Here is a 20,725-nt window from a genome sequence, read left to right on the forward strand (position 1 = left end):
CCCGCGAATTTCAAAATCAAAAAGGATGGTGTTATGACGGTAGCTCTGTGGTGTGTGTTGATCGCGATTTTCCTGCCGTACGTGTGCACGATCGTGGCGAAGGCGTCTGGCGGTTTCCGGCTGAAGGACAATTATGATCCGCGGGATTTTCTCGACAGCGTCGACGGTGTGGCCCGACGTGCGCATGCCGCGCAACTGAACAGTTTTGAAGTGACCCCGGCATTTGCCGCGGCGGTGCTCGTTGCGCACCTGGTCGGTACGGCACAATTGGTCACGGTCAATGTGCTGGCGGTGCTGTTCATCACCAGTCGCCTGCTGTACATCATTTGCTACCTGGCGGACTGGGCGGCGTTGCGCTCGGTGGTGTGGTTTGTGGGGATGGGCTTGATTGCTTCGTTCTTCTTTGTGTCGATCTGATTGTCGGGTGTTGCTGATGGCCTCATCGCGAGCAGGCTCACTCCTACACGAGCAGGCTCACTCCTACAGGGGAACGCATTCCAAATGTAGGAGTGAGCCTGCTCGCGATAGCGGTCTGACTGCCTCAGCGAATCGGAAGGGTTACTTCTTCGGTGTATCCGCCACCTGCGGCACTTGCGGCAACGGCGCGCCCTTCGGCCAGAGCATCCAGATCTGCCCCTGCTGTTTCATGTCGCCGGCCAACTGCCCGGCGGCATCGCCGGTGCCCCAGAACAGGTCCGCGCGAACCTCGCCGGCAATCGCGCCGCCGGTATCCTGCGCAGCCACCGGGCGCACCAGCGGCGTGCCATCCGGGCGCGTAGTCGACAGCCACAACAGACTGCCCAGCGGAATCACCTTGCGATCCACTGCCGCGCTGTAACCGGCGGTCAGCGGCACGTTCAGCGAGCCGCGCGGGCCTTCGTTACTGTCCGGGTTGCGAGTGAAGAACACGTAACTCGGGTTGCTGGCCAGCAGTTCGGGAATCCGTGACGGATTGGCTTTCGCCCAGTTGCTGATGGCGCTCATGGTCACCTCTTCTTTCTTCAGCTCGCCCTGCTCGACCAGCCAGCGCCCTATAGGCCGGTAGGGATGGCCGTTTTGATCGGCGTAGGCGATGCGCAGCTGTTTGCCGTCCTCGGTCTGAATCCTTCCCGAACCCTGGATCTGCAGGAATTGCAGGTTCATCGGGTCGGTCAGGTAAGCCACCACCGGCGCTTTCACGCCTTTGGATTCGATGGTCGCCGCGTCGTCGTAAGGCTTGAGCACCCGCCCTTCGAGTCGGCCGCGCAGGCGCTTGCCTTTGAGTTCCGGATAAATGCTGTCGAGGGACACGATGATCATGTCTTCCGGCACGCCATACACCGGCACGTTGGCCGTCTCGGTGGGCGTCAGACTGCCGGGGTAGACGGGTTCGTAATAGCCGGTGATCAGGCCGTTGGGATTGTCGTTTTCCGCACGCAGGCCATAAACGTCGAGGTTCTGCTTGAGAAATGCGCGGATCTCGCTGGCACTCTGCGGCACATTGGCCGCAGCTGCGCAGGTCGGGCCCCAGACAGCATTGGCTTTCAATCGGGTGCAGGCGCTGCGCCATGAGCCGAAACCGGCGACCAGATCGCTGTCGGATACGGCGGGCAGGGCTTCCCAGGTGGCGCTTGAATACGTGGCCAGCGCATGGGTTTTCGGCTTGTCGCTGTCACCGCCGGTGCAGCCGGCGAGTGCGGCCAGCAGTGGAAGGGTGGCCAGCAGTGGGTGACGCCAAGCCTGGAAACGGCGATTCATGGAGTGATTCCTGTGCCGGTCGCCCAAGTGCTCCATGCGCTCAAGCAACCCGTATTTTTAATAGGGCTATTGGTGTTTGGCAGTGACGCGAGGATACTGGCCGCCGATTTCTGCGACTTGAAGCCGCCATGACTCTCAAACGAATTGCTGTTGTATTGCTGGCCTGTATGGCCCTGTCCGCCTGTGGCGGTGTCGATCCGAATTCCCCGCTGGGCCAGCGCAAGGCCATCTTCAAACAAATGCTCAAGACCAGCGAAGACCTCGGCGGCATGTTGCGTGAACGCATCCCGTTCGACGGGGCGAAATTTACTGAAGGTGCGGTCAGGCTCGATACCTTGTCCCACGAGCCGTGGCAGCATTTCCCGCAGGTTCGCGAAGAAGATCACACCAGCGCCAAGGATGATGTCTGGCAGAAGCAGGCACAGTTTCAGCAAATGGCCCGAGACCTTGAGGCGGCTACCGGTGAATTGGTCATCGCCAGCAAGGTTCAGCCGTACAAGGCCAGCAACCTCGGGCCGGCCGTGCAGAAAGTTGAAGATGCCTGCAGTGCCTGTCATAAGCAGTTTCGAGATCATTAAACGGTGTCGTCTGAGCTGCCTTCGCGAGCAGGCTCGCTCCCACATTAGATCTGCTTACTTGTCGATCTCGTCCAGCGCTTCCTGCAGCTCTTTACGCGACTCGGCCAGTTTTTCCTTTCGCTTGTTGATTCTCTCCGGATCGCCTTTCTTCATGGCCTTGTCGAGGTCGGTCTGGCGCTGGCTGACTTCATGCTTGGCCTCAAGCACCTTGTTCTCGCGTTCTTTTTTCAGTCCGGCGTCGGTGCAGTGCTCGGTCACTTCACGCAGGGCTGTTTCCAGACCGGCCTGCTGCTCCATGTTGCCGCGTGACTTGGCCTGTTCGATCTGGTTGATGATGCCCTGCTTCTTCGCAGCGCAACCGGTCAGGCCCGGGCCTTCTTCTTCCGCCATCGCCGGGGCGGCCAGTACGCCGCACAGGGTGAACAGCGCGAGCGGTGCGAGAAATTTCATAAAAGCTCCATGTGCATAAACATATCGGGTTGGAGGGCACTGCGCTGTTGGAGCGCCGGGCCGGCCATTGGGTTCCCGCCGGGCGGGCAAGGCGTGTTCAGAAGCCGTCGATCCCGGCGGCCTGCAAGGTTTCGCGCAAGGCTAACACTTGCGGGTCGCGAAAGAAGGCGCTCAGTTGCGCGGCACGGCCGGGGCCGATGCCGGGTTCTGCCTGCCATTGTTCGGTGTCGCGTTGTGCCAGCGCCTGCCAGGTATCAGCCAGTTGTGCCTGACCGGTCGGCGGCAGGCCCAAGGCTTTGAGCCACTGCGCGAATGGTCGTTGGCGAGCGCTGTGAAAACTGTTAGTCAAGCGAGCGCTGCTGCGTTCGCCGAAGCCGGCAATGTTAGCAAGCTCTGGCTCGTCGAGGGTCAACCAATCCAGCAGGTTGTTCAGGTGGCCTGTTTCGAAAAGTTTCTCCCAGGTGCCGCGACCGACATGCGCCATTGCCAGCCCTTGCTTGCCACTGAGCCAGGCCAGGCGCGCGAGAAACTGGCTTTCACAGCCGGCGGTGGGTTGCCAGCAACTCAGGGCATGGAAGTCCTGCGCGTTCGGAACGGATAACTCCGCACGCTCAGAAGCACGCAATACCACGCTGTCGAGTCGCGGTATGGTCAGCCCGGCGAGGCTGATCGCCACTTGGTCACCGGGGCGGATATCCATTTGTTGCCAGCGCTTCAATGAGCTGACGCTGACCCGTTTGATCTCGCGGTCGTCGAGCATCGTCGGGGTCAGCTCCAGCACCGGCGTGATGCGCCCGGTGCGACCGACCTTGAAATTGACCTTGCGTACGTCGGCCAAGGCCTGTGCGAACGGATATTTCCAGGCGATCGCCCAGTACGGCGTGCGGGCTTGCCAGCGCTCGGCGGGTGGACGCTGACTCTGGCGCAGAACCACGCCATCGGTGGCAAACGGCAGCGGTGAGCGATACCAGTGCTCGCGCCATTTTTGCGCCTCGGCGAAGTCGGTGATGGCGTGGCTGTAAGGTTCGGTCGTGGCGAAACCCAGTGTCGCCAGCAGGGTTATTCGCTCGGGTAAATCCAGCGGACTCTGCGGCCAGTCCCACACGAACAGACCGATCCCGGCGGCTTGTTGCGCATCCAGCGATTTGCGTCCCATCAATCCGGCCACGGTGGCGCGGGCATTGACGCTGCCGGCGCGGGCTTGTACGTGATCTGTCAGGCGCCAATAGAGTTCGCCTTGCACCAGCAGATCTTGCGGTTGGCTCAGGCGTTGCGGGATCGCCGGGATCTGCCGTGCCGAGGCTGTCCAGTCCTGCCCCGAGAGGCCGTCGCCACGGCTGATGGCTTGTTGTAACAGGCCTTGGCGATAGATCAGGGTGACCGCCACGCCATCGATTTTTGGTTGAATCCAGACAGCCTTGCGCGACCGCAGCCAGCGTTCGGCGTCTTCGGCCTGATGAAGCTTGTCCAGACCAGTGTGAGCGACGGGATGCTGGATGGGCCCGCTGGCGCTGCGCAATGGCGCGGGCGGCGAGGGCAGTTGGAAGCATTGTCGCCACGCTTTCAGGCGCAGGCGCGACTGGTCGTAAAGTTCATCGGCGATCAGCGAGCGGCCTTCGCGGTGGTAGGCGTCGTCCCATTGGTCGATCTGGGTTTGCAGGGCGGTGATTTCGCGTTGGGCTTTGGCGGGTGGCCAGTCTGGGCAGTTGGCGTGGGCGTGGAAGGTGATGAGTGTCAGCAGGAGAACCGACAGCAGGGGCAGGGTGGAGGGCATGTGAGCTTCCTTGCTCGGAGGTGATGCTTGAAGCGTAGGCGGGGATATTGGCACTGGTGCGTGGGTGTTTTGCTGCTTATTTCTGCATGGACCCAAAAGCCCCTCACCCTAGCCCTCTCCCGGAGGGAGAGGGGACTGACCGAGTGGTTCTTTCGGAGTACGCCAACCTGAACCGGCGCGGTGAACTCAGGCTTGCAAGCAGAGCAAGTGAACATATTTCACGGCATGAAAAAGCCCCGCGCGGCGCGAACCATGCGGGGCTTTTTTTGTAGCCGGGAAAGGGCTTACAGGCCGGCAGCGGAACGCAGGGCGTCGGCGCGGTCGGTTTTTTCCCAGGTGAACGTGGTGAAGCTGTCTTCGCCCACGGTCTTGGTTTGCGGCGCGCGACCGAAGTGGCCGTAGGCTGCGGTTTCCTGGTACATCGGGTGCAGCAGGTCGAGCATGGTGGTGATCGCGTATGGACGCAGGTCGAACACTTCGCGGACCAGTTTGATGATCTTGTCATCGCTGATCTTGCCGGTGCCGAAAGTGTTCAGCGAGATCGAGGTCGGCTGAGCCACACCGATCGCGTAGGACACCTGGATCTCGCAACGCTCGGCCAGGCCGGCCGCGACGATGTTCTTGGCCACATAACGGCCGGCGTAGGCCGCCGAACGGTCTACCTTCGATGGATCCTTGCCGGAGAACGCGCCGCCGCCGTGACGGGCCATGCCGCCGTAGCTGTCGACGATGATCTTGCGACCGGTCAGACCGCAGTCACCCACCGGGCCGCCAATGATGAACTGGCCAGTCGGGTTGATGTGGAACTGGGTGTCCTTGCTCAGCAGTTCGGCAGGCAGTACGTGCTTGACGATCAGCTCCATCACGCCTTCGCGCAGGTCTTTGTACGACACTTCAGGGTTGTGCTGGGTCGACAGAACCACGGCATCGATACCCACCACCTTGCCGCCTTCGTAACGGCAGGTCACTTGCGACTTGGCGTCCGGACGCAACCAAGGCAGCAGGCCCGATTTACGCGCTTCGGCCTGACGCTGCACCAGCTGGTGCGAGAAAGTGATCGGGGCTGGCATCAAAACGTCGGTTTCGTTGCTGGCGTAGCCGAACATCAGGCCCTGGTCGCCGGCGCCCTGATCTTCAGGCTTGGCACGGTCAACGCCCTGGTTGATGTCCGGGGACTGCTTGCCGATGATGTTCATCACGCCGCAGGTCGCGCCGTCGAAGCCGACTTCAGAGCTGGTGTAGCCGATGTCGCAGATCACGTCACGAACGATCTGCTCCAGGTCGACCCAGGCACTGGTGGTCACTTCACCGGCAACGATGGCCACGCCGGTCTTGACCAGGGTTTCCACGGCCACGCGAGCGTGTTTGTCCTGGGCAATAATGGCGTCCAGCACCGCATCGGAAATCTGGTCGGCGATTTTGTCCGGATGCCCTTCGGACACGGACTCGGAGGTGAAGAGGGAGTATTCGCTCATCTCGATTTTTTCCTGAATTTACCGATGGTGAGTGTCGCCAGCCGGTCGCTGAAAATGGCGGACCTGGATCTGGAAACCATTACGTAAGCCTACATAGAGGCTTTCCCCGGGAACGAGTCCCGCAGCGGTGGCCCAACGGGCCAGATCGTCCTGTTCAAACCCCAACCAGAGATCACCGCAGGCCTCCCTGGCCCAACTCTGGTTGTGGCTACATAACTCTGTCACGAGCAGGCTACCGCCCGGTTGCAGCAGGTCGGCCATGTGCCTGAGCGCATCGGCCGGGGCGGCGAAATGGTGCAACACCATGTTCAACACCACGCAATCGGCCTGAACGCTACTGCCGTTCAATGCATCGGCCAATTGCAGGCTGACGTTAGCCAGCTGTTCACGTTCACACACCTGACGTGCCAGTTCGAGCATCGCCGGGCTGTTGTCCAGCGCGGTAACGCTGGCAAAACGGCGCGCCAGTTCCGGCAGAAAAGCACCGTCGCCGGGGCCGACTTCGATGGCCGTGGCAGCACCATTGAAGTTCAGCTTGTCGAGCAGGGCCAGCACGCTGTCGCGGTACTGCGGCAGGCCGGCGATCAAATCCTGCTGGGCGCGAAACTTCTCCGCAACCCGGGCGAAAAAATCCTGACTGGCGGCGGCGCGTTGCCCGTGGACCTGTTCGATCCGCGTTTGCACGTCGTCCGGCAGCGCCAGATCGTCGACTTCTTCCAGCAATGCCGCGTGCAGCTTGCCGCCGAGCAATTCGGTATGGGGCAGGGCGCGACGATAGAAAATCGCGTTGCCTTCACGGCGGGTCGCCACCAGATCGGCCTGCGCCAGCACTTTAAGGTGGTGGCTCATGCCCGACTGGCCGATGCCGAAAATCTGCGCCAGCTCCAGCACGCCGAACGAATCGTTGGCCAGCGCGCGCAAGACATTCAGCCGCAACGGATCGCCGCCGGCCTTGCACAGGGCCGCCAGCTCGTCGCAATCGTCATGGCGAATGGAAGGCACGCGTAGGTTCATAGGGCTGGCAGTCTAGAGACGGTGAGGGGGCATCGCAAGGTCAATATCAAAAAGTTTTGATATTGCTCGATAAATGGCACTTCTCATCGGACGGTGGTCTCTACAAACCAACAGCGGAAAGGTTTCACCAGAAGAAACCGGCGCTATCGATTGGAAAAACGCCTCCGGATCACTATCTGTCATTGCCCCGAGGCGCATGGGTGAGGGAAAATGCCCTCCTTTTTTCCGTTTCAATCTATTCACACCCAGGAGATCAGCGATGCCTAGCCGTCGTGAGCGTGCCAACGCCATTCGTGCCCTCAGCATGGATGCCGTGCAAAAAGCCAACAGCGGCCATCCCGGTGCCCCCATGGGTATGGCAGATATCGCCGAAGTGCTGTGGCGCGACTACCTCAAGCACAACCCGAGCAACCCGTCGTTCGCCGACCGTGACCGCTTCGTGCTGTCCAACGGTCACGGCTCGATGTTGATCTACTCGCTGCTGCACCTGACCGGTTACGACCTGTCGATCGACGACCTCAAGCAGTTCCGTCAACTGCACAGCCGCACCCCGGGCCACCCGGAATTCGGATACACCCCGGGTGTTGAAACCACCACCGGCCCGCTGGGTCAGGGCCTGGCCAACGCCGTAGGCTTCGCGCTGGCAGAAAAGGTTCTGGGCGCGCAGTTCAACCGTCCTGGCCACGACATCGTCGACCACCACACCTACGTGTTCCTCGGTGATGGCTGCATGATGGAAGGCATCTCCCACGAAGTCGCGTCCCTGGCCGGCACTCTGGGTCTGGGCAAGCTGATCGCCTTCTACGACGACAACGGCATCTCCATCGACGGCGAAGTCGAAGGCTGGTTCACCGATGACACGCCGAAGCGCTTCGAATCCTACAACTGGCAAGTGATCCGCAACGTTGACGGTCATGACCCGGAAGAGATCAAGACCGCCATCGACACCGCGCGCAAGAGCCCGCTGCCGACGCTGATCTGCTGCAAGACCACCATCGGTTTCGGTTCGCCGAACAAGCAAGGCAAGGAAGACTGCCACGGCGCCCCGCTGGGTGACGCGGAAATCGCCCTGACCCGTCAGGCGCTGAACTGGAACTACGGTCCTTTCGAAATCCCGGACGACATTTATGCCGAGTGGGATGCCAAGGAAAAAGGCCGCGCCGCCGAAGCCGAGTGGGACCAGCGTTTTGCGGCTTACTCCGCAGCGTTCCCGACTGAAGCCAACGAATTGATTCGTCGTCTGAGCGGCGAGCTGCCAGCCGACTTCTCGGAAAAAGCCTCGGCCTACATCGCCGAAGTCGCGGCCAAGGGCGAAACCATCGCCAGCCGTAAAGCCAGCCAGAACACCTTGAACGCGTTCGGCCCGCTGCTGCCGGAACTGCTCGGCGGTTCGGCTGACCTGGCCGGTTCCAACCTGACTCTGTGGAAAGGCTGCAAGGGCGTCAACGCTGAAGATGCCAGCGGCAACTACATGTACTACGGCGTGCGCGAATTCGGCATGACCGCGATCATGAACGGCGTGACCCTGCACGGCGGCCTGGTGCCGTACGGCGCTACCTTCCTGATGTTCATGGAATACGCCCGCAACGCGGTGCGCATGTCGGCGCTGATGAAGAAGCGTGTGATTCACGTCTACACCCACGACTCCATCGGTCTGGGTGAAGACGGCCCGACGCACCAGCCGATCGAGCAACTGACCAGCCTGCGTACCACGCCGAACCTCGACACCTGGCGTCCAGCCGATGCCGTGGAATCGGCAGTGGCCTGGAAAAACGCACTGGAGCGCAAGGACGGCCCATCGGCGCTGATCTTCTCGCGTCAGAACCTGCAACACCAGGAACGCGATGCCGGCCAGATTGCCGATATCAGCCGCGGCGGTTATGTGCTGAAGGACTGCGCCGGCGAGCCTGAGCTGATCCTGATCGCCACCGGTTCGGAAGTCGGTCTGGCCGTTCAGGCCTTCGACAAACTGACCGGGCAGGGCCGCAAGGTTCGCGTGGTTTCCATGCCGTGCACCAGCGTGTTCGATGCACAGGACGCCAGCTACAAGCAATCGGTGCTGCCGTTGCAGGTGGGCGCGCGTATCGCCATCGAAGCGGCCCATGCCGATTTCTGGTTCAAGTATGTCGGTCTGGAAGGTCGCGTGATCGGCATGACCACCTACGGCGAATCGGCTCCGGCTTCGGCACTGTTCGAAGAGTTCGGCTTCACCCTGGAAAACATCCTGGGTCAGGCGGAAGAGCTGCTGGAAGACTAAAGCACAGCGCGGTGGCCTCAAGGTCACCGCAATCCCTGTGGGAGCTGGCTTGCCAGCGATAGAGTCATCAGCTTCAGCATAAAAGTTGTCTGAACGGACGCCATCGCTGGCAAGCCAGCTCCCACAAGGGTTGTGTTGCAACAAACATTGCGTCTGCCTGCGTACTATCGAGAACCCCATGCCTCAACCGCGTCCCTACAAAGTTGCACTCAACGGCTACGGCCGCATTGGTCGTTGCGTGTTGCGTGCGCTGTTTGAGCGAGGCGAGAAAGCCGGGTTTGAAATTGTCGCGATCAATGATCTAGCCGACATGGCCAGCATCGAATACCTGACACGCTTTGACTCCACCCACGGCCGTTTCCCAGGCGAAGTGCGGGTGGAAGGCGATTGTCTGCATATTAATGGCGACTGCGTGAAGGTCCTGCGCAGTGCCACTCCCGAAGGCATCGATTGGGCGTCGCTGGGCGTCGATCTGGTGCTCGAGTGCTCCGGTGCCTATAACACCCGTGAAGACGGCCAGCGCTTTCTCGATGCTGGCGCGCCACGCGTGTTGTTCTCGCAGCCGATGGCCAGCGAGGCGGATGTCGACGCCACCATCGTTTACGGGGTCAATCAGGATTGCCTGACCGGTGACGAACGGCTGGTGTCCAACGCCTCCTGCACCACCAACTGCGGCGTGCCGCTGTTGCGTCTGCTCGACAAGGCGATCGGCCTGGATTACGTGTCGATCACCACCATTCACTCGGCGATGAACGATCAGCCAGTAATCGACGCCTATCACCACGAAGACCTGCGCCGCACCCGTTCGGCGTTCCAGTCGGTGATCCCGGTGTCCACTGGTCTGGCGCGGGGCATCGAGCGCCTGCTGCCGGAACTTGCCGGGCGAATTCAGGCCAAAGCCGTACGCGTGCCGACGGTCAACGTGTCCTGCCTCGATATCACGATGCAGACCGCCACGGCGACCGACGCCAACGAGATCAACCGGATCCTGCGCGACGCCGCCACCAGCGGCCCGCTCAAGGGGCTTCTGGCCTATACCGAGTTGCCGCACGCCAGTTGTGATTTCAACCATGACCCACATTCGGCCATTGTCGATGCCAGTCAGACCCGTGTTTCCGGCCCAAGGCTGGTAAACATCCTGGCCTGGTTCGACAACGAGTGGGGGTTTGCCAACCGAATGCTGGACGTTGCGGATCACTATCTGCAAACAGCAACTTCAAAAAAACCGTAGGAAGTGCGACCCATGACCGTGTTGAAGATGTCCGACCTCGATCTGCAAGGCAAGCGCGTATTGATCCGCGAAGACCTCAACGTCCCAGTCAAGGACGGTGTGGTCACCAGCGACGCGCGAATCCTGGCTTCGCTGCCGACCATCAAGCTGGCCCTGGAAAAAGGCGCGGCCGTAATGGTCTGCTCGCACCTGGGCCGTCCGACCGAAGGCGAGTTCTCTGCCGAAAACAGCCTCAAGCCTGTCGCCGACTACCTGAGCAAGGCCCTGGGCCGCGAAGTGCCGCTGGTGGCTGATTACCTGGGCGGTGTTGACGTCAAGGCCGGCGAAATCGTGCTGTTCGAAAACGTGCGCTTCAACAAGGGCGAGAAAAAGAACGCCGACGAACTGGCCCAGCAATACGCGGCCCTGTGCGACGTGTTCGTGATGGACGCTTTCGGTACTGCTCACCGCGCCGAGGGTTCGACTCACGGCGTGGCCAAGTTCGCCAAAGTTGCAGCCGCTGGCCCACTGCTCGCCGCTGAACTGGACGCACTGGGCAAAGCCCTCGGCGCGCCGGCCAAGCCAATGGCGGCCATCGTTGCCGGCTCCAAGGTTTCGACCAAACTTGACGTGCTCAACAGCCTGAGCCAGATCTGCGATCAACTGATCGTCGGCGGCGGCATCGCCAACACCTTCCTCGCGGCGGCCGGTCACCCGGTAGGCAAATCGCTGTACGAACCGGATCTGCTCGACACCGCGCGCGCCATCGCCGCCAAGGTCAGCGTGCCGCTGCCGGTTGATGTGGTGGTTGCCAAGGAATTCGCCGAAACTGCCGAAGCCACGGTCAAGCTGATCGCTGACGTCGCGGCTGACGACATGATTCTGGACATCGGCCCGCAAACCGCGGCCAACTTCGCCGAACTGCTGAAGTCGTCGAAAACCATTCTGTGGAACGGCCCGGTCGGCGTGTTCGAATTCGACCAGTTCGGCAACGGCACCAAAGTGCTGGCTCACGCCATCGCCGAAAGCTCGGCGTTCTCGATTGCTGGCGGTGGCGACACGTTGGCGGCGATCGATAAATATGGCGTGGCTGAACAGATCTCCTACATTTCTACCGGTGGTGGCGCGTTCCTCGAATTCGTCGAAGGCAAAGTGCTGCCAGCCGTTGAAGTCCTTAAAAGCCGGGCCAAGGCCTGAGGCCGCCCGTTTGGCCAGGCAAAGGAGTGTTCACATGGTCAAGTCGTTAGCGCTGTTGTTGCTGACCGCTACGCTGGCAGCCTGCGGAAGCAATCCCAAGGCCGAAGCCACGCCGGCACCGAGGGAGCCGCAGAAGGGCTGTTACCAGGCCGACTGGCAGGCCGAAACCAACCCGGTGCTGAACAAGCGTTCCGGGCCGGACGGTCTGGAGAAATACGAGACGCAAACCCCGGCCAAGGAACATGGTTGTCCTTGACGGGTCTGACTCTTAACTCAGGGCTGGCGGCGTGCGCCGTCAGTCGAGGAACACGGATGAAAGGCTTGATCGCCATTGCGGCGTTGGCATTGTTGGGCGGTTGCGCGCAGTTGAACCTGTTTCAGTCATCCGCCCCGGCGGACAACTGGACCACCTGGACCTGCGACAGCCAGGCCAAAGTGCTGTGGCGTTACGCCGATGCCGGCCAGAAGGAAGTCGATGTGCGACTGGGCGGCGGCGATCAGGTCTATCGCCTGAAAGAAGAGCCGGGCGCCTCGGGCGCGCTGTACAGCGACGGCATGCTGGCGTTTCACGTCAAGGGTGAAGAAGGCCTGGTGTACTGGGTCGCCACCAATGACCTGATTGGCCGGGGCTGCAAGGCCGAATAATTGCAACACCGCAGGCCCAATGTAGGCCTTCGCCTGCTCGCGATAGCAATTCTGCAGTCAACACTGCAGCGACTGTCAGGCCGCTATCGCGAGCAGGCGAAGGCCTACAAGGGGTCTGCGCAGTTCTGAAGAATTGGCTTTATCGAATCACCCGACCGGGCCTCAACCCCCGATCTGCAATCACTTGAATAGCCGCCGCCGCTCCGGCAGGCTGGCACGATCAACGACCCTCAACCGGGAGAGACACACACAATGGCACTTATCAGCATGCGCCAGATGCTGGACCACGCAGCCGAGTTCGGCTACGGCGTTCCAGCCTTCAACGTCAACAACCTTGAGCAGATGCGCGCCATCATGGAAGCCGCTGACAAGACTGACTCCCCGGTGATCGTTCAGGCTTCGGCCGGCGCCCGCAAATACGCCGGCGCGCCTTTCCTGCGTCACCTGATCCTGGCGGCGATCGAAGAATTCCCGCACATCCCGGTGTGCATGCACCAGGACCACGGCACCAGCCCTGACGTCTGCCAGCGCTCGATTCAACTGGGCTTCAGCTCGGTGATGATGGACGGCTCGCTGGGCGAAGACGGCAAGACCCCGACCGACTACGACTACAACGTCCGCGTCACCCAACAAACCGTCGCCATGGCCCACGCCTGCGGCGTTTCGGTAGAAGGCGAGCTGGGCTGCCTGGGTTCGCTGGAAACCGGCATGGCCGGTGAAGAAGACGGTATCGGCGCCGAAGGCGTTCTCGATCACAGCCAGATGCTGACCGACCCGGAAGAAGCCGCTGACTTCGTCAAGCGCACTCAGGTCGACGCCCTGGCCATCGCCATCGGCACCAGCCACGGCGCCTACAAGTTCACCAAGCCACCCACCGGCGACGTGCTGGCGATCGACCGCATCAAGGAAATCCACAAACGCATCCCGAATACCCACCTGGTGATGCACGGCTCGTCCTCGGTGCCCCAAGAATGGTTGGCGATCATCAACCAGTACGGCGGCGACATCAAAGAAACCTACGGCGTACCGGTTGAAGAAATCGTCGAAGGCATCAAGCACGGCGTGCGCAAGGTCAACATCGACACCGACCTGCGCCTGGCTTCCACCGGTGCGATGCGCCGCCTGATGGCCACCAACCCTAGCGAATTCGACCCACGCAAATTCTTCGGCGCCACTGTGACTGCAATGCGTGACGTGTGTATCGCGCGTTATGAAGCGTTCGGTACCGCGGGTAATGCTTCGAAGATCAAACCTATTTCGCTGGAAGCGATGTATCAGCGTTATCTGAAGGGTGAGTTGAACGCTAAGGTTAACTGAGCCTGAGTGTTAAGCTGATTTAAAAGAAACCCGCCGAGAGGCGGGTTTTTTGTGGGCCGTTATTCCTTCAGTTCAACGTGATCCAGTGCCTGATTCACCGCTAGTTCACCAAGCATGACCACCTGCGCGATGCCTAGCGCGGTCTTGAGGTGTGAGGTGTCGAGCATGGCGGCGAAGTTGTTGAGCATTTCGCTGGCTGAACCCTGGGTTCCGCTGGCGTTGGCCAGCAGGGATTCGGTGTTGTACTTCGGGTTGGCGAGGTACATAGGCTCGGGTTTATGCGTGCTGGCCATGATGAAGGCGGACGGTTTGGGGTAATGGTCGAGGGCGCGCTCGGCGGCGTCGTTGAGTTTTTTCGAGTCGAGGGATTCGTACGGGGAGGCCGGGTCGGTGACCGGCGGGTGGGGCGTTGATTTGATCATTAGCTGAAAAACTCCTGATGGAGCCGCTTCGTCTTCTCTCTAAAAGAAGGGTGGCAGCTGTGCGCAGGTTAGTAGACCGGGGAGTATTCAGCATTAACCGGCGCGCCGAAGCGCCCTGCACACAGCCACCATGAAGTCGGACAGCAATTACCGACGGATACGCTTTGCACATAACTAAAAAACTCCACGGGCTACTAAACCCGATCACTGGAAATCAGTGACGCGAATCAAGTTGCCGATGGCCCGCCAAGCGCACAAGCCGGCGGATTCTGGCGTAGTGGTAGGCAATGACGCAAGCTGTTGTAGGTATCCGGAAGTAATCGGCAGTCGGTCTAAACAGCGCCGTTTAAAAGATCGCAGCCTTCGGCATTTCCTACAAAAGAACCCGGGTTATTTGTCATGATCGATGTCGAGTTTGGAGAAAGTCTCCTGCTCACCTTCACTGATGTAACCGGTTCCTGCATTAAACCCACAGCCTTGAAGTACAACGGCTTGTCACGCCATGTCGCGCTGATCTGTGAATTCCACTGATATGCTCCGCTCCAGTGGTATTTAGACGTTGAGCTGAATGGAGCGGTTTAGAATCTTCTCCCAAGCAATAAAAATCGTTATAAAGCGGTGTTTTAAAAGCATGGCGCCGACAATATTTTCGAGGAACGAATAACTCGAATTGTACAGTTGTTCAGTGTTTATTTCACTCGGCCTCCATAAACGGAGACAACTATATCAATTATTATATCTACGAAATCTGGCGTCCATGGGTTTCTGGGTATAGGGTTGTAATGGAAACTTACTACGGGGCCTAACATGTCTGCGAGTCTTATATAGTCAGTCAAGACTTGTCGGTTTTTCGGAGCGACTCCAACTGGCGGGTTTTGGCCATGACGTTTCCCATCGAGCACGCTAGACAATATGTTGATGGTCTCGTAACGCACTGGCGTACTTGTCATTATATTTTTGTAGCGATGTACTATCTGATCGCAGTCCCAGTAATCTGTGGATGCCATTGTTTCTATATCTGCGAAGTTAATGCCCATTGAGATTGCTATACTATTTTTAAGATCCATTACTAACGTATTGTTAACGTCGCAGCTGAAGGTTTTTACATTAAAGTTGCCTAAGTCCATAACCTGAGCGACCGCAATTATGCCCTGTTTCTTTGGTCTGATTTCCTCCCTGGCAAGTTGTTCCTCTCGAGGTGGGGGAGGGAGCCCTTTGCCCTTTAAATATTTCTCCCAATACTCTGTAGCTGCTGGACTGCAATACACGTCGAAAATTCTGCTCCAGCCACATTCTACATAGTCAGGTACAAGCTTTGTAAGTATAGGATTTGGAGACAGTTCAGGTGCGTTTCCATAAGGTCCCGCAACGTCATCTAATGGCTCGCTTTCAAAAGTTAAAATTATGGTTTCCTGGTTGGGGTTTATCGGCTGAAGCTGTGCATATTTTGGCATGTTAGTGTTCCCTGTTTTGTTGGTGTTTTGTTGGTGTTGTGTTGTTAGAAGATTTGTTTTCTGGAGTATATTTTATCTGGTGCTTTTGGGTAGTGTGCAGCCAATGTACGATTGATGCACCTGTGATTTCTGACAGGTTTTAATAATCTTTTGCGATATTTTTTATAGCGAGTGATAGTTCTATATGGTTATGAGTCATGAGATAAAAAAGGGGATGGATTTATTAAGTGATGATGGACGGCACGCTGGGCGAAGACGGCAAGACCCCAACAAACCGTGGCCATGGCCCACGCCTGCGGCGTTTCGGTAGAAGGCGAGCTGGGCTGCCTGGGTTCGCTGGAAACCGGCATGGCCGGTGAAGAAGACGGTATCGGCGCCGAAGGCGTTCTCGATCACAGCCAGATGCTGACCGACCCGGAAGAAGCCGCTGACTTCGTCAAGCGCACTCAGGTCGACGCCCTGGCCATCGCCATCGGCACCAGCCACGGCGCCTACAAGTTCACCAAGCCACCCACCGGCGACGTGCTGGCGATCGACCGCATCAAGGAAATCCACAAACGCATCCCGAATACCCACCTGGTGATGCACGGCTCGTCCTCGGTGCCCCAAGAATGGTTGGCGATCATCAACCAGTACGGCGGCGACATCAAAGAAACCTACGGCGTACCGGTTGAAGAAATCGTCGAAGGCATCAAGCACGGCGTGCGCAAGGTCAACATCGACACCGACCTGCGCCTGGCTTCCACCGGTGCGATGCGCCGCCTGATGGCCACCAACCCTAGCGAATTCGACCCACGTAAATTCTTCGGCGCGACTGTGACTGCTATGCGTGATGTTTGTATCGCTCGTTATGAAGCGTTTGGTACTGCCGGTAATGCTTCGAAGATCAAACCGATCTCGCTGGAAGCGATGTACCAGCGGTATCTGAAGGGTGAGTTGAACGCCAAGGTTAACTAAACCTGAGCGTTAATTTGCTGATACAAGAAACCCGCCGAAAGGCGGGTTTTTTGTGCTCTGGGTTACCCTTTTGTGAAGTTCATATTGTAAGTTTTACCCACGTTTGGCCCGCCTGCGAGAACTTTAACAGTACCGCCCAACTGATTGTCGTTGCCATCGGACGATTTTAGGTTGATGGTGAGTGAACTGTCTCCATGGCCATATTCATCTCCATCTGAAGCTTTTGCTTTCGCCTGGAGATTAAAAGTTCTGGAAGTCTTAGCGGTATAGCTCCCGGTGACGGTGAAGTTAAGTCCGTAATATTTCATTTTTCCATTATTTAACTTGCCACCCTGTGGGCTTAGATCATCAAATGTAAGTGTGGCGGGATTGCTTTCGCCTGTATCAGAGACGGTTCCTTGAAAAGTAAGCATTATTTTATTAACCTTTTGCTCGCGATATTTAAGGCTCGGGCTACATTTGAGTCCGAAGTTTGTTTTCCGGTATCACGCTGATGAGGTTAGGTTGAAGTCTGTATCTTGTAACCTGATAAAATTGACAGTTTTTTATAGTTATTCGCGATGTTTTGTTCAGGTGGTTCATATATTCGGTATAAGAAGTTGTAATTAAGCGGTTCTTTCCCCTTTATTTCCATACGGCGTATCGGTTGAAGAAATCGTCGAAGGCATCAAGCACGGCGTGCGCAAGGTCAACATCGACACCGACCTGCGCGATGCGTCGCCTGATGGCCACCAACCCGAGCGAGTTCGACCCACGTAAATTCTTCGGCGCCACCGTGACTGCGATGCGTGACGTGTGTATCGCTCGTTATGAAGCGTTCGGTACTGCCGGTAATGCTTCGAAGATCAAACCGATCTCGCTGGAAGCGATGTATCAGCGTTATCTGAAGGGTGAGTTGAACGCCAAGGTTAACGGAGCCCGAGTGTTGAGCTGATTTAAAAGAAACCCGCCGAGAGGCGGGTTTTTTGTGGGCGGGATTCTCTTGCGCTTAATGGAACTACCTAAAAGTCAGAGCAAATGGCGCTGCCGCGTGCTCGATGGCGTTGAACACATGGGGCGCCTGTTCGCGATACTGGGGATAGCGCTTGAGCACGACTTCAACCGAGGCAAGGAGATGCTGAATGCGCTCCTTGGGTTGGTCGATTTCACAGGTGTGAGCAAATTCCAGGAGCCCTTGTCGTGAGGCAAACATTGACTTGTTGCCCGCCAGATCCAATGCCAGTACATCTTCTGGAATATAGGCCGTGGTGTTGACGATGTCGTAAGCCGGCGCCAGATGCGCATCGCGTTGCGTGGGTTCTGAATAGAGCAATCCGAAATTTTTCAAATGAGCGTCGCCGTTTCCGACGATGCAGCTTAGGGCGACGCTATCGAAGAGTTGATCAAGCGACGTACGCAAGTGTGTTACCGGGCAAAAAACCCGGACAGCCTTAGCGATTGCCGCATAACTCTTGCTGTACTTCTGATTAGCCGACAGCCCCATCAGCACCGCCATGTCTTCAAACCCAATGGGCTTGAGTTGGTCGTCGCGGTCAAACCGACGCATGACAAACAGCTTGGCGTTGTCGGAAAGATAAAACGGTGGAACGGGAATCCCCGCCTCTTTCGCCATGGACATGCAAAGGAATTCGTTGATCGCCAGACCCGGGAATTCGTCTCTTCCACTCTTGATGATCAGATCCGAGGTTTTGGATGTCACTCTCGGCAACGCTATTTCTTGCCGCTCCGGCACCAGCAACTTGGGTTGAACACCTGAAATGCCTGCCCGCAGGATGTAGCGATCAAGCATGTTGGCGAAGATATCTTCCGTGCCGTCCCAAGTCAGAATCTCGTCGAGTTTTTCTCCCGGAAATTCTTTCGCCTGCAACAATGCATCAACGGCTTCAGAGCGTACGTGAACCCTGCCAATGGGCGATGTACTTCCGGAAAGCGCCAGTAGCAGCATTGGGTCAACCTTCACAGTCTTTGCCAAGCGGTTGCGCAACTGCTCCAGTACGTAGCCTTCTGGCAGGTTCATTTGAAAAACAGGGTGCAGCTCGCGCTGGCGAAACTCGCCAAGCCGCACAGGCATCGAGAGGCTGATTGCCATTGGTGGCGATGCATCTCCGTGATAACGAAAAGTGAAATCCTTGGCGTCGCTGAAAAGCCTGCCACTTTTGCCTTGTGGGGTACTGATTTGAAGAGAGGTCATTTTCACTCGAATAAATCTCCAAGCTCTTCAAGGGTTGGCATCGTTGCTGGAACCACCGCAAGTTCGCAATCGAGAGCAGCCAAAACCCGCGCATAAGCGATCATGCCGACAGAAAGGGTACCTTTCTCCACTGCGATAACCTTATATCGCGTCAGTCCCGCCAGCTCGGCAAGCTGCGCCTGTGTCAGGCCTCGATTCAGACGTTTCTCGCGCAATTGCACGCCGAGGCGGCTTATCAAAAAAGAATAGTCCATGTTGCGCTACCGTCACATTTTGGTCTCAATGTAGCGTATACGGAACATTAAAGCCATTTGCGAAAGAAGCCCGCCGTGAGGCGGGGTTTTGTGCGGTTTTTACTCTTTAAGCTCAACATGATCCAGCGCCTGATTTACAGCCAACTCACCCAGCATCACGACCTGCGCGATGCCCAGCGCAGTCTTGCGGTGTGAGTTGTCGAGCGTCGCGGCGAAGTTATGCAGCATTTCGCTGGCCGAACCCAGGGTTTCGCTGGCGTTGGCGAGTAGGGATTCGGTGTTGTACTTCGGGTTGGCGAGGTACATTGCCTCGGGTTCGTGGGCGCACGTCATGATGTGTGCGGCGGGGCTGAGGTAGTGGTCGAGGGCGCGTTCGGCGGCGTCGTTGAGTTTTTTTGGGTCGAGGGATTCATACGGGGATACGGGATCTGTTTCTGGCGGGTGCGGCGTTGATCTGAGCATGTTTCGTCTCCGGTAAAAGGAGCCGACACCGGATCGCTACTAAACGATGAGGGTGGCAGCTGAACGCAGGTTAGTAGACCGGGGAGACGCGACCGGCGCACCCGAAGGCGCCCTGCGTACAGCTACCATCAAGCGCAGGCGTAGAAATACCTGACTGAAGGGATGCACGTACGCTTCGCGTAACCCCGGGCTACTATATGGGTGACATTTTGATTTTGAGCAACCCAGCCATCTTCGCCGAGCGGGTGCGTCAAGTGCGCAAAGCCAAGGGATACAGCCAAGCCATTTTGGCGCAGAGGGCCAAGTGCAGCCGCAAAACCATCATTGATCTTGAGGCCGGTGAAAACGTCGCGTTCTATACCGTGTTTCGAGTGATTACTGCGTTGGGCATGGCGTTGGAAATCGTCGATAACCGCATCGATCTCAAATCGTTAGCCGATCTGGTAGAGCGTGATGAATAAGGTCAAGCCCCAAGGCCGGGCAGGCGAACCGTGCAAAGGTTAGCTGTTGTTTGCCTGTAAATGCAGGTGCAGCCCCGTCTGACTGCGTAGCCTTTTAAACTTTGCAAAACCTCAGGGCTCTCAGCTCATTTATCATGATCAATATCCAGCTTCGAAAACGTCACCTGCCCACCCTCACTCGTATACCCCGTGTTGTCCTGCACATAAACCCCAGCCTTGAAGTACAACGGCTTGTCCCGCCACGTCGCGCTGATCTGTGAGTCCCACTGATAACCCGCCGCGCTCACGCCCAGGGCGCCGCCGGGGCTGAGGTGGATGAGGTAGTTGAATTCGCGGTCGAGCTTGATCCCGGTGGCCAGTGTGATAACGCGGCTTTCGGCGTCGTCGGGGCGCATGCGCACTTTGATTACCAGGTTGCCGGTTTCGGTTTTGGTCTTGTACTGGTATTCGAGTTTGACCATTGGCCGCTGGCTTTCATAAGCGTGGATCTGGCCAATGACGATTTTGCCGGAGCTCGGCACCTTGTTCACGGTGAGGGTTGCGCGCAGCAGGTTGTCGGCGTCCGGGTAGTACCAGTTGCGCAGGGTGCCGTTGCTGAAGGTTTCACGCAGTTCGGTGCGCGGGTAGATGGCGTTTTCGGTTTTCGAGCCGGTCACCGGCGACCAGAAGAACAAGGTGCCGGTGTCGGAATGGAAGTACTGATCCTTGAAGCCATCCACCAGTTTCGAGGTTTCGACGGTGTACGGCGGGCTGCCAACGGGAACGCTGAGGTTCCAGGTTGCGAGATCGATCATGACGGTTCTTCCACTCAATTCATCCGGAACGTCGGTGCCAGAAGCTCTAGCCCGCGCGTTTTCGGGCGTCTTTATA

21 protein-coding genes and 3 pseudogenes are annotated in these 20,725 nt (G+C 58.1%); 11 read left to right on the plus strand and 13 right to left on the minus strand.

Annotation, left to right across the window (positions count from 1 at the left end; translation table 11 throughout):
* Positions 1-33 precede the first annotated feature (33 nt).
* On the plus strand, positions 34-417 hold the full coding sequence (locus tag J3P93_RS02280) for an MAPEG family protein (RefSeq protein WP_203419818.1): 384 nt from the start codon (positions 34-36) through the stop codon (positions 415-417).
* Positions 418-558: 141 nt separating this feature from the next.
* Here the strand turns inward: J3P93_RS02280 and mltA are convergent, their stop codons facing one another.
* Positions 559-1,737, minus strand: a complete 1,179-nt coding sequence (gene mltA / locus J3P93_RS02285; RefSeq protein ID WP_434594784.1) for a murein transglycosylase A — start codon at positions 1,735-1,737, stop codon at positions 559-561.
* Positions 1,738-1,865: 128 nt separating this feature from the next.
* Here mltA and J3P93_RS02290 point away from each other — a divergent pair, with 128 nt between their 5' ends.
* Entirely contained in the window at positions 1,866-2,315 is a 450-nt protein-coding gene (locus J3P93_RS02290) for a c-type cytochrome (RefSeq protein ID WP_434594787.1), read from the plus strand.
* Positions 2,316-2,369: 54 nt separating this feature from the next.
* On the opposite strand, the gene J3P93_RS02295 is transcribed toward J3P93_RS02290, so the two are convergent.
* The 4 genes from J3P93_RS02295 to J3P93_RS02310 all read right to left on the minus strand — a co-directional run bounded on the left by J3P93_RS02295 (position 2,370) and on the right by J3P93_RS02310 (position 7,028).
* Positions 2,370-2,765, minus strand: a complete 396-nt coding sequence (locus J3P93_RS02295) for a DUF1090 domain-containing protein (protein WP_434594790.1) — start codon at positions 2,763-2,765, stop codon at positions 2,370-2,372.
* A 97-nt stretch (positions 2,766-2,862) separates the two neighbouring features.
* Entirely contained in the window at positions 2,863-4,539 is a 1,677-nt protein-coding gene (gene ligB / locus J3P93_RS02300) for an NAD-dependent DNA ligase LigB (RefSeq protein WP_434594793.1), read from the minus strand.
* A 284-nt stretch (positions 4,540-4,823) separates the two neighbouring features.
* Positions 4,824-6,014: a methionine adenosyltransferase gene (gene metK / locus J3P93_RS02305; protein ID WP_024014624.1), complete on the minus strand. Its 1,191-nt coding sequence runs from the start codon at positions 6,012-6,014 to the stop codon at positions 4,824-4,826.
* Between the two features lie 18 nt (positions 6,015-6,032).
* Positions 6,033-7,028 carry an ArsR/SmtB family transcription factor gene (locus tag J3P93_RS02310; protein ID WP_203419812.1) on the minus strand — a complete coding sequence of 332 codons (996 nt, stop codon included), beginning with the start codon at positions 7,026-7,028 and terminating at the stop codon, positions 6,033-6,035.
* A 259-nt stretch (positions 7,029-7,287) separates the two neighbouring features.
* On the opposite strand from J3P93_RS02310, the gene tkt reads away from it, so the two are divergent.
* The 6 genes from tkt (at position 7,288) to fba (ending at position 13,654) form a co-directional block, all read left to right on the plus strand.
* The gene (tkt, locus tag J3P93_RS02315; RefSeq protein ID WP_434594798.1) at positions 7,288-9,285 is read left to right on the plus strand and encodes a transketolase; all 1,998 of its coding nucleotides are present in this window, start codon (positions 7,288-7,290) and stop codon (positions 9,283-9,285) included.
* A 178-nt stretch (positions 9,286-9,463) separates the two neighbouring features.
* Positions 9,464-10,516 carry an erythrose-4-phosphate dehydrogenase gene (epd, locus tag J3P93_RS02320; RefSeq protein ID WP_093097532.1) on the plus strand — a complete coding sequence of 351 codons (1,053 nt, stop codon included), beginning with the start codon at positions 9,464-9,466 and terminating at the stop codon, positions 10,514-10,516.
* 12 nt (positions 10,517-10,528) lie between these two features.
* On the plus strand, positions 10,529-11,692 hold the full coding sequence (locus J3P93_RS02325) for a phosphoglycerate kinase (protein ID WP_434594802.1): 1,164 nt from the start codon (positions 10,529-10,531) through the stop codon (positions 11,690-11,692).
* Positions 11,693-11,726: 34 nt separating this feature from the next.
* Positions 11,727-11,948, plus strand: a complete 222-nt coding sequence (locus J3P93_RS02330; RefSeq protein ID WP_434594804.1) for a hypothetical protein — start codon at positions 11,727-11,729, stop codon at positions 11,946-11,948.
* 56 nt (positions 11,949-12,004) lie between these two features.
* The gene (locus tag J3P93_RS02335) at positions 12,005-12,337 is read left to right on the plus strand and encodes an MliC family protein (RefSeq protein WP_203419808.1); all 333 of its coding nucleotides are present in this window, start codon (positions 12,005-12,007) and stop codon (positions 12,335-12,337) included.
* Between the two features lie 252 nt (positions 12,338-12,589).
* A complete protein-coding gene (fba, locus tag J3P93_RS02340) occupies positions 12,590-13,654 on the plus strand; it encodes a class II fructose-bisphosphate aldolase (protein WP_008081027.1) in 1,065 nt (354 codons plus the stop codon).
* A 59-nt stretch (positions 13,655-13,713) separates the two neighbouring features.
* Here the strand turns inward: fba and J3P93_RS02345 are convergent, their stop codons facing one another.
* The 3 genes and pseudogenes from J3P93_RS02345 to J3P93_RS02355 all read right to left on the minus strand — a co-directional run bounded on the left by J3P93_RS02345 (position 13,714) and on the right by J3P93_RS02355 (position 15,530).
* A complete protein-coding gene (locus tag J3P93_RS02345) occupies positions 13,714-14,076 on the minus strand; it encodes a DUF6124 family protein (protein WP_434594808.1) in 363 nt (120 codons plus the stop codon).
* Positions 14,077-14,466: 390 nt separating this feature from the next.
* Positions 14,467-14,618: pseudogene (locus J3P93_RS02350) on the minus strand (polysaccharide lyase family 7 protein); the annotation flags it as partial.
* A gap of 147 nt (positions 14,619-14,765) precedes the next feature.
* Positions 14,766-15,530, minus strand: coding sequence for a hypothetical protein (locus J3P93_RS02355; protein WP_434594810.1), 765 nt, complete (start codon positions 15,528-15,530; stop codon positions 14,766-14,768).
* Positions 15,531-15,757: 227 nt separating this feature from the next.
* Here J3P93_RS02355 and J3P93_RS02360 point away from each other — a divergent pair.
* Positions 15,758-16,487 (plus strand): annotated as a pseudogene (locus J3P93_RS02360) (class II fructose-bisphosphate aldolase); the annotation flags it as partial.
* A gap of 62 nt (positions 16,488-16,549) precedes the next feature.
* On the opposite strand, the gene J3P93_RS02365 reads toward J3P93_RS02360, so the two are convergent.
* Complete coding sequence (locus J3P93_RS02365) at positions 16,550-16,900, minus strand: hypothetical protein (protein WP_434594813.1); 351 nt, start codon at positions 16,898-16,900, stop codon at positions 16,550-16,552.
* Between the two features lie 220 nt (positions 16,901-17,120).
* Between J3P93_RS02365 and J3P93_RS02370 the strand changes: the two are divergent.
* A pseudogene (locus J3P93_RS02370) lies at positions 17,121-17,421 on the plus strand (class II fructose-bisphosphate aldolase); the annotation flags it as partial.
* Between the two features lie 63 nt (positions 17,422-17,484).
* Here the strand turns inward: J3P93_RS02370 and J3P93_RS02375 are convergent.
* From J3P93_RS02375 to J3P93_RS02385, 3 genes are all read right to left on the minus strand, one after another.
* Positions 17,485-18,684 carry a type II toxin-antitoxin system HipA family toxin gene (locus tag J3P93_RS02375; protein ID WP_434594815.1) on the minus strand — a complete coding sequence of 400 codons (1,200 nt, stop codon included), beginning with the start codon at positions 18,682-18,684 and terminating at the stop codon, positions 17,485-17,487.
* Entirely contained in the window at positions 18,681-18,932 is a 252-nt protein-coding gene (locus J3P93_RS02380) for a helix-turn-helix domain-containing protein (protein WP_394597973.1), read from the minus strand. The genes J3P93_RS02375 and J3P93_RS02380 overlap by 4 nt, the downstream gene beginning before the upstream one ends.
* Before the next feature lie 99 nt (positions 18,933-19,031).
* A complete protein-coding gene (locus tag J3P93_RS02385) occupies positions 19,032-19,394 on the minus strand; it encodes a DUF6124 family protein (protein WP_434594818.1) in 363 nt (120 codons plus the stop codon).
* 197 nt (positions 19,395-19,591) lie between these two features.
* Between J3P93_RS02385 and J3P93_RS02390 the strand changes: the two genes are divergently transcribed.
* On the plus strand, positions 19,592-19,855 hold the full coding sequence (locus tag J3P93_RS02390; RefSeq protein ID WP_434594821.1) for a helix-turn-helix transcriptional regulator: 264 nt from the start codon (positions 19,592-19,594) through the stop codon (positions 19,853-19,855).
* Positions 19,856-19,980: 125 nt separating this feature from the next.
* Here J3P93_RS02390 and J3P93_RS02395 read toward each other — a convergent pair whose 3' ends face one another.
* Positions 19,981-20,649 carry a polysaccharide lyase family 7 protein gene (locus J3P93_RS02395; protein WP_090287046.1) on the minus strand — a complete coding sequence of 223 codons (669 nt, stop codon included), beginning with the start codon at positions 20,647-20,649 and terminating at the stop codon, positions 19,981-19,983.
* Positions 20,650-20,725: the final 76 nt, after the last annotated feature.

Origin of the sequence: Pseudomonas sp. R3-57 (assembly GCF_051132065.1) — a bacterium.
GTDB lineage: Bacteria > Pseudomonadota > Gammaproteobacteria > Pseudomonadales > Pseudomonadaceae > Aquipseudomonas.